This is a genomic window from Vicinamibacteria bacterium (assembly GCA_035620555.1).
In the GTDB taxonomy this organism is placed as follows: Bacteria; Acidobacteriota; Vicinamibacteria; order Marinacidobacterales; family SMYC01; genus DASPGQ01.
This window is the reverse complement of the sequence record DASPGQ010000276.1, coordinates 1-7,842: the sequence shown is the minus strand read 5'-3', so window position 1 is coordinate 7,842 and position 7,842 is coordinate 1. Positions and strand designations below refer to the sequence as shown.

Below are 7,842 nucleotides of genomic sequence, written 5' to 3'. Positions count from 1 at the left end.
CCGCCGACGTCGTTCGGGAGGACGCCGCCGCTAGAGAGCCTTCTTTAGAGAGCTTCGCTGGCAGGCTGATGAAAAAGTACAATCCAGCCTGCGCGAGCCCGGCGCGCTTGCCGCGCCGTAAGCAGCCCGAGCCGTGGCGGCACGATCAATTACGGGTCCCGCCACGGCATTGAGCACTCTAGAGACCTTCAGGGCGCTGGGGGAGCCAGATCTCGGGAAGTCACTTGCTCAGAACGGCGAGAACGTCGTCCTCACGAAGAATCAGGTACTCGGTCCCCTCGATCTTGACTTCGGTCCCGGCGTATTTCCCGAACAGAACGCGGTCGCCCTTTTTTACCTCGAGCGCAACCCGGGTGCCGTCGTCGAGGATCTTGCCGTTGCCCACGGCGGTGACTTTTCCTTTTTGGGGCTTCTCTTTGGCGGTGTCGGGGATGATGATTCCACCTCCGGACTTCTCCTCGGCGTCATCGATACGCGTCACGAGGATACGATCATGAAGGGGGCGGACGTTCATAGCAGCTTCTCCTTTCCAATTCACGAATATAGTAACGAGCCTCGAGCGGTGTCAAGATACGTGGGGTGCCACCGGACGTCCAGCGTTCAGCTCCGCGAGCTTCTTGCTGAGCGTGTTGCGGTGGATACGTAGCACTTTCGCCGCCCGCGAGAGATTCCCTCTTTCGCGCTCCATGATGCTGGTCAGGAATCTCTTTTCGAACTCCCGTCTCGCTTCGGGAAATCGAATCCCGCTCTCGATCATCTCTCGAACGAGATCGTCGAGTTTGACGTTCAGACTCGGCTTTCCGTTTCTCGACGCTCGAGCTTGAGTACTCCGCATGGCTCAGAGCTCGCTGAGACCGGTGAGGGTCCGATAAGCTTCCAGGTAGCGCTCGCGAGTCCCACGAACGACGTACGGAGGAAGCTGGGGCCCCGGCGGTCTTTTGTCCCAAGCCACCGTCTCCAGGTACTCGCGCACGAATTGCTTGTCATAGCTCGGCTGTTCACGTCCCGGGGCGTAAGAGGATCGCGGCCAGAACCGCGACGAATCGGGGGTAAGTACTTCGTCGATGAGAAACACTTCACCGGTGTCCGGATCGCGCCCGAACTCGAACTTCGTGTCGGCGATGATGATGCCTTTGGACTCCGCTTCTCGACTCCCTAGCAAATAGAGCCGCAGGGAAACGTCCTTGAGGCGTTGGGTGAGCTCCGGCCCGATGCGCTCCGCCATCACCGCTTCGCTCGTGTTCTCGTCATGACCCGACTGGGCTTTGGTGGCCGGGGTGAAGAGCGGGGACTCGAGTTTTTCGGCCATCTTCAGTCCCGGGGGCAGAGGAATGCCACAGACGCTTCCCCGCTCGAGATACTCCTTCCAACCCGATCCGTAAAGATAGCCGCGCACCACACACTCGAAGGGAATGGGATCGAGGTTGCGGACGATCATGGACCTCGAGCGGAGCTCGTCGGCGAAAACCGCCAAGGAGGGGGGAAAGTCGGAAACGTCTCTGCAAATAACGTGATTGGGGACGATGGCGCGAGTACGATCGAACCAATACAAGGAAAGGCAATTGAGAACCTTGCCCTTGTCGGGAATACCGTTGGGTAACACCACGTCGAAGGCTGATACGCGGTCGGTAGTAATCATCAGCAGGTTTCCATTGACCTGATAGACGTCACGAACTTTTCCGCGTGATCTCAGCGGGATCCCCGGAAGCTGCGTATCGGTTATGACTTTCGTGCTCACGACGGGAGTTTCCCTCCTTTGTCGGAACGGCGGTGTGATCGGCGCCGAGGGAGTCGTCTCCGCTCGCCCATCGCCGAGCGGATTGTTTGACCCCGAGCTTCCCCTCGTCCTTGGTGAAAGCGGTGCGTATTGTAGGGAAGCCACGGTTCGTGGTCAAGCTCAATCGTCGGTAGGGCTCACCCTGTTTTCGATCCCAATCTCCAGTTTCCCCGTATTCCCCTTTTCACACAGAGGCGACAGAAGAATCCCGGATCGGGGCTCACTGCCCCGTTGCTCTCAACTGAATGTCTCCATAATTCGTGATGAGCGTGACCGCCCGTCCACCCGAACCGATCCGGCCGGTCCAGCGACGCTCGGCACCGACCGGCTCGCCCTCTATCTCCACACCGGGAAAGGCGCTTCGGAGCTCGCCGTCACGGGTGCTGAAATCGAATACCGCAGAAGTCGTCATCGGAAGGGCGAGATCGATGTCTCCATAGCTCGTTTCGAGCCGGACGTTGCCCGAGAGATCGGTCGTGTCGGCTCGGATCTCCCCGTGGTTCGATCGAACAGTCAGGTCCGAGGAGAACTCCGACACACGGACATCGTTGGGGGCACCCTCGATGATCGCCGGGCCCGCGATCTCGGTTACGCTCACGTCCGCCCGCGCCGCGTTGATTTTGAGGGATCCTCCAATACGTTGCAACGTAATCGGTCGGTCTCCGACCTCGACGGTGACGTCACCAGCCACCGAGGAAGCCCTGAGAGTCGTCCGCTGAGCCCGAACTTCGAGGCTCGAGGAGAGATCGCGCAAGTGCAATTCGCCGCGTCGGGTGTCGACTCGCACCGGACCCCGTGCCGATTCGATCGAGACGTCGGCGTCATTGGCCTCGAGGTCGATGCTTCCCGAAGCTCGTCGAACGCGAAGGCCTCCGTGACGAACGTAGAGCTTGGCGTTGCCGGCGATGTCGTCGGCAACGAGATCGGCGCTCGACGTGCTCGCATCGAGATCCCCGGCAACACGGAGCGCCACGATGTCCCCGTTACGCGTAGACGCTTCGACTGACCCGGAAACGTCCTCGAGGCGAATCGATGAGCGGTTCGTCCGCGCGTTCACGTCGCCGGAGATTCGCCGCACTTCGATTGGGCCCTCGCGAGTCGTGAGATCGGCAGATGCGTCCATATCGTGGACGGTGATCGAGCCTCCACGACGGTTTCGGACGTCGAGCGTGATGCTCCGTGGCAGACGAATCATAAGCTCGGTCTCGACGAAACGTCCCTGGGGCGCGACGACCGACAGGCGATGTCCGTTTTCGTGCGGAGCGAGCTCGAGCTGGATTTCGTCGGCCGCGCGCCGAGCCTCGCTTTCGCCTAAGTCGTGGATGTACTTGGTGACCATCACCTGGAGCCGGTTGTCGTTCCACCCGGAGATGCGAACGTTTCCGCGCTGGTTCTCGACGAAAAGCGCGCTCCCGGGAGTCAGGGGATAACTCTGTTCATCCACGAACTCCCGCCGAGGACCGAGAAACTCCGGCCCGAATACCTCAGCCAGCCCGCTCCAATCGGCCCCTTCGGCCAGGTGGTTCATCGCGCGACGAGTCGCCGTAAGACCCAGCCCCGCCAGCACGACCACGACCAGCACCGCGACTTCGAGACCGCTGACCCGGGAGCGCTCGGGAGTCATGAAGCGCTTGGAGATCTTGACGACACCCCAGATGACGAGAACGAGGGGCCAGTAATCTACGAGCCACTCGAGCGTCCGCGCGGCGCCTCGAAGAAACGAGATCCCGAATAGATTTACGGCGAGAAAGAAGCTGCCGGTGGCGATGAGGAGCAACCCGCTGGCCACGGCACAACCGCTTCTCCTGCCCTTCGGGGGAGCAGCATCCCCTTCAGGCATTCTCGGTCTCGGCGTCGCCGCCATCGGTCTCGACCGGCGGGGGCGGGGCTTCGAATGAACTATCGCTTCTTGTTTCCAGCCCGGGGGAGGTCGGTTTTCTCGTCAGGATATAGATTCCGAGAGCGATCAGCACCACCGGCCAGTAGTCCCAAATGAAATCGAAGTCGATGATGTCGGCGTTGTGCAGTGTGAACAGCACTCCGAGCACGATCAAGGTCACTCCCCACCACTTGGAGAGGGCGGCGCTCGGCGGATCGGCCGGTGCCTTTCCCGTCTCGAGGGCACGGTTGTAATCCATCGCCGCCCGGTAAGCGTCCAGCATCGCGTAGAGCCAGACGAAAGGTATGAGGATTCCGAAAGTGCCCGACCGGCCCGCGATGTGGATCGCACTGGCGGCGAGTAGGATGAGAGCCATCCCTTTCGTGCCTTGGCCGATATAGACGTGGCCGATTCCAGGTAGTAGGGACAGCCAGAGTGCAGCCGATGGAGAGCGCTTCATACAAGACTCCTTCTATCCAGGTCGTTGGAAGCCGAGTGAACGACGGACTCGTGAGTGGCGCTCGAGCTCTCCCCCTCGGGACTCGTCTTACGTCGTGCTTCCTCCAGATCCCTGAGCTTTTCGCCGAGCCGATCGATGCGATCTTCGAAGGCCACTCCCATGGTGATTCGCAGCACGTTGAGCTCATCGATCCAACGCCCCGTCTCGTGGTAGGTGCGTACGCCAAAGCTATAGAACTTGTGTGCGCTTTGTGATACCTCTCGCGACAGCTCGGAGAAGGCGTCGGGAGGCCGCCAGAGAACGACCGCGGCGAAGATCGCAGCCGCCGCTATCCAGCTCGCTGCCGGCGGGAGCCAGTAGTTTGGCTCGCTCCCCAGCTGGAGGAGCGACGGTCTGGTACGGAGGAGAACGGTTTCGGTTAGTGATTCAGGCGGCTCGGCCTCGCTGTCGAGACGGAGCGCGGCAACCACTTCACCGACGGCGGCCGTCAGGGCTCGGCATTCCCCGCACCCGCTCAGATGAGAGCGCATCTCGCGTTCGAGGATGGGCGGAAGCTCGTTCTCGACGAGATCCGAGATCAACTCGAGCGAGCGATTGCAGTTCATAGATCTTCTCCACTTCTGCCGAGGCTCGAGCTCCATTCTCCGCGCCGTCTCTGGAGAGTTCGCGCGAGCTCGATCCGACCTCGATTGATTCGGGATTTGACCGTGCCGAGCGGGATCGCGAGGGCTTCGGACATTTCCTCGTAGCTCATTCCCTGCAGGTCCCGGAGGATAACAGCCTGCGACAACTCGTTGGGCAAGCGGTCGAGCATGGTTCGGAGCCATCGCGAAAGGTCTCTTGACTCGAGCGCACGGTACGGGTCGGTTCTACCCGATTGATCGCCGGCGGAGAGCAGGATTGCCTCGGCCTCCTCGCCGTCGCGGACCAGGTCCCGCTCGCGGCGACGACGACGGTAGTGGTCGATTGCATAGTTGCGAGCCACGCGCTGGATCCATCCCGGGAGACTACCCGAGCTGTCGAAACTCTTGAGCGCGGAAAGAAGGTGCAAGAAGATCTCTTGCGTAAGCTCCTCGGCCTCGTCCGATCTTCCGGTGAATTGAAACGCAATGTGCCAAATCTTTCTCTGGAACCGCTGAACAAGAGCTTTCCAGGCAGCCTCTTCGCCCCGGGCGCAACGATCAGCCAGCTCGGAGTCCGTCAGGACCGTGCCTCTTGCCTCCACTTAGCCTGCACCGTGCTCGTTCATGGCTCAGGAGCCGCCGGGGCGGCCAAGGTGACGCTGCAGGCGAGTCATTCGGGAACGGCTCCGCGGCGAGCCCCGTTTCGCGCTCTCGCTCCAAGCTCGACCCCAGGAACGAAGTAGTTGAGTCGAAAGTTCCACCAATCCAAACGTCGAGTCCTTCTCGGGCCCGCGGCGGATTCCGCTAAGTGTCCACCATGGTTGACTTTCTGTGGCCATTCTAGTAAATCTTGAGACCCGAAGGTAGGCCGGACTCCGCGAAATTCTCGTGCGGAGCCCAGAGCAGGCCCGATGAAGGAAACCGCGAACCCACAGTTCGAACCATTCCCACTTTTCCGTGCCGAGAAAGAGGCTCTCGTCGCCCACGCTGCAGACGCTGGTCATTCTGTTGTTTACCGGCCTGCTTTTGTGGCTGTTTTTTCGAGGCTCCGACATCGATTCGATCCGACTCGCCCTCGCGAGCGCCGACGTGACGCTGATCATCCTCGCCGTCCTCGCCACGATGACGACTTATCTCATCCGCGCCCTGCGATGGCAGGTGCTTCTAGCGCCTCTCGGTCACGCGGGACTCGGCAATTGCTTCATCACGACTGTTATCGGATTCATGGTCAACTTCCTCGTGCCGTCGGGACGAGTCGGAGAGATCGCGCGTCCCTATCTTCTGGCGCGTCGTGAAGAGCTCTCGGTATCGAGCGCTTTTGCGACCGTCCTTCTCGAGCGTCTTCTGGACCTGGTGACGGTGACGACGCTGGTAGGGGCTTGGCTCCTTGTTTCCGACCTTCCTACGAGAAACGGGGACGCCATGTCCGGCTTGTCCGCCGGAGGCGCCCTCGGACTCCTGGCGGCGTTGTTGATGCTTTCGATGTTGTTCTGGTCTTGTCGGCATCCGGAAGCGTCGCTCGGTGGGGCTCGCCGGCTCCTCTCCGTCTTCCCCGAGTCCATCGCGTCACCGGTGCTGCGCTTCTTCGCGACCTTCGTCTCCGGGCTGGCCGTTCTCATGGACCCGGGACGTCTGCTCAAGGCTTGCGCTTATTCCATCGCCTTGTGGCTCAACATCTGTTTGGGTTTCTGGTTGGGGTCGCGGGCGTTGAGCGTGGAATTTGGGTACTTCGACACCTTTCCGGTGATCGGCTTCCTGACGATCGGTGTCGCGGCTCCAACTCCAGGTGGCATCGGCGGCTACCATTACATGTGTGCGCTGGCCCTGAGTCTGTTGTTCGGCACCGAGGCCAGTGTCGCGCGCGCCGTGGCCCTGGTGAATCACGCCATTGCCTTCGTACCGGTTACACTGCTCGGAATCGTATTGTTTACCAGCAGGGCGGGTGGAGGACTCAGCCTCCACGAGGTAAGGACGCTGAAACATTCCTTCGAGAACAGGAGAAACGAGCATTGAAGTGTCCCTTTTGCGGCCACGTGGCCGACAAGGTGGTCGATTCGCGGGAGAGCAAAGAGGGTGAGGCCATTCGTCGTCGTCGCCAGTGTCTGAAATGTGAACGGCGTTTCACCAGCTACGAAAGGATCGATCGAATCGACTACCGCGTAGTCAAGAAGGATGGGCGGCGCGAGCGGTTCGATCGGGAGAAGCTGCTCGGCGGGATCCTCAAAGCCTGCGAGAAGCGAGCGGTTCCTGTAACCCGGCTGGAGGCAATCGTGGACCGCGTCGAGCACCGGCTTCACGACAGCCCCGACAAGGAAGTGACCACCAACGAGATTGGCGAGTTCGTCATGTCCGAGCTCAAGGGACTGGATCAGGTCGCCTACGTAAGATTCGCCTCGGTCTACCGCGACTTCAAGGACGCGAACGAGTTCGTCGAGACCATTCGCTCGCTTCTCGGGAGACACGACCTCACCGTGGGGAGCGAATGATCGCGTGACGGAGAGCGCGGGGGTACGAATCGACCGAGCACCGATTCTCATCGGACTGATGATGGTATCTCTGCTGCTGACCCCGCTCCCCGCCGGAGCGGCGGAGATCAAAGATCTCGTTCCCGTCGTGCGGGGCGAGCGGATCTTCGTGAGCTTCCGCCTCGACGAGGCATTTACCGAGGAGATCGAGCACGCCATTGCCACCGGGCTCGAGGTCAGCTTTCGCTACAATGTGCAGTTGAAGAGGGTGCGCGGCATCTGGTTCGATCGCGAGATCGCCGCTCGGCAGATAATCACGACCGTGGCTTACGACAATCTGACGAAGCGTTACAGCCTCACGAGGGAGATCGATGGTGAGATAGACGCCACTGACGTCGCGTCCGACGCGGAAACCATGAGGCGGTTCATGACCAGGTTCGACTCGCTGGGAATGTTCGACGTGTCGCTGATGGAGCCGAACGAGGAGCACTATCTACGTGTCAATGGCGTGATTCGAGAGCGAAACCTCTTGCTGCTCATCCCATGGGACGTCGGCGCTGGTTGGAAAGAGGCGCACTTCACCTACGTGCGGTAACCATGACGGATTCGTCTTCCAAGCTCGAGTTCAAGGACAACGT

Annotated in this window: 10 protein-coding genes; 3 read left to right on the top strand and 7 right to left on the bottom strand. The window is 60.7% G+C overall.

The genetic code is table 11. From position 1 onward, the window contains the following. Positions 1–220: 220 nt before the first annotated feature. From groES to VEK15_11365, 7 genes are all read right to left on the bottom strand, one after another. Positions 221–514, bottom strand: a complete 294-nt coding sequence (groES, locus tag VEK15_11395) for a co-chaperone GroES (GenBank protein ID HXV61291.1) — start codon at positions 512–514, stop codon at positions 221–223. A 51-nt stretch (positions 515–565) separates the two neighbouring features. Continuing rightward, positions 566–835: a helix-turn-helix domain-containing protein gene (locus VEK15_11390; protein ID HXV61290.1), complete on the bottom strand. Its 270-nt coding sequence runs from the start codon at positions 833–835 to the stop codon at positions 566–568. 3 nt (positions 836–838) lie between these two features. Then, entirely contained in the window at positions 839–1,738 is a 900-nt protein-coding gene (locus tag VEK15_11385; GenBank protein ID HXV61289.1) for a phosphoribosylaminoimidazolesuccinocarboxamide synthase, read from the bottom strand. A 259-nt stretch (positions 1,739–1,997) separates the two neighbouring features. After that, positions 1,998–3,566: a DUF4097 family beta strand repeat-containing protein gene (locus tag VEK15_11380; GenBank protein HXV61288.1), complete on the bottom strand. Its 1,569-nt coding sequence runs from the start codon at positions 3,564–3,566 to the stop codon at positions 1,998–2,000. Between the two features lie 43 nt (positions 3,567–3,609). Next, positions 3,610–4,116, bottom strand: coding sequence for a DUF5668 domain-containing protein (locus VEK15_11375; protein ID HXV61287.1), 507 nt, complete (start codon positions 4,114–4,116; stop codon positions 3,610–3,612). Beyond that, positions 4,113–4,721, bottom strand: a complete 609-nt coding sequence (locus VEK15_11370; protein HXV61286.1) for a zf-HC2 domain-containing protein — start codon at positions 4,719–4,721, stop codon at positions 4,113–4,115. The genes VEK15_11375 and VEK15_11370 overlap by 4 nt, the downstream gene beginning before the upstream one ends. After that, positions 4,718–5,341, bottom strand: coding sequence for a sigma-70 family RNA polymerase sigma factor (locus VEK15_11365; GenBank protein ID HXV61285.1), 624 nt, complete (start codon positions 5,339–5,341; stop codon positions 4,718–4,720). Before VEK15_11365 ends, VEK15_11370 begins: the two co-directional genes overlap by 4 nt. Positions 5,342–5,696: 355 nt before the next feature. Between VEK15_11365 and VEK15_11360 the strand changes: the two genes are divergently transcribed. Genes VEK15_11360 through VEK15_11350 form a run of 3 tightly spaced genes read left to right on the top strand, consistent with a single transcriptional unit; the run spans position 5,697 to position 7,799 of the window. Then, complete coding sequence (locus VEK15_11360) at positions 5,697–6,752, top strand: lysylphosphatidylglycerol synthase transmembrane domain-containing protein (protein ID HXV61284.1); 1,056 nt, start codon at positions 5,697–5,699, stop codon at positions 6,750–6,752. Continuing rightward, positions 6,749–7,225: a transcriptional regulator NrdR gene (gene nrdR, locus VEK15_11355; protein HXV61283.1), complete on the top strand. Its 477-nt coding sequence runs from the start codon at positions 6,749–6,751 to the stop codon at positions 7,223–7,225. The genes VEK15_11360 and nrdR overlap by 4 nt, the downstream gene beginning before the upstream one ends. A 4-nt stretch (positions 7,226–7,229) precedes the next feature. Continuing rightward, positions 7,230–7,799, top strand: a complete 570-nt coding sequence (locus VEK15_11350; GenBank protein HXV61282.1) for a DUF4390 domain-containing protein — start codon at positions 7,230–7,232, stop codon at positions 7,797–7,799. Positions 7,800–7,842: the final 43 nt, after the last annotated feature.

Coding starts and splice junctions, on each gene's coding strand:
- VEK15_11390 (HXV61290.1), bottom strand. CDS start 835: ATGCGGAGTACTCAAGCTCGAGCGTCGAGAAACGGAAAGCCGAGTCTG.
- VEK15_11370 (HXV61286.1), bottom strand. CDS start 4,721: ATGAACTGCAATCGCTCGCTCGAGTTGATCTCGGATCTCGTCGAGAAC.
- groES (HXV61291.1), bottom strand. CDS start 514: ATGAACGTCCGCCCCCTTCATGATCGTATCCTCGTGACGCGTATCGAT.
- VEK15_11375 (HXV61287.1), bottom strand. CDS start 4,116: ATGAAGCGCTCTCCATCGGCTGCACTCTGGCTGTCCCTACTACCTGGA.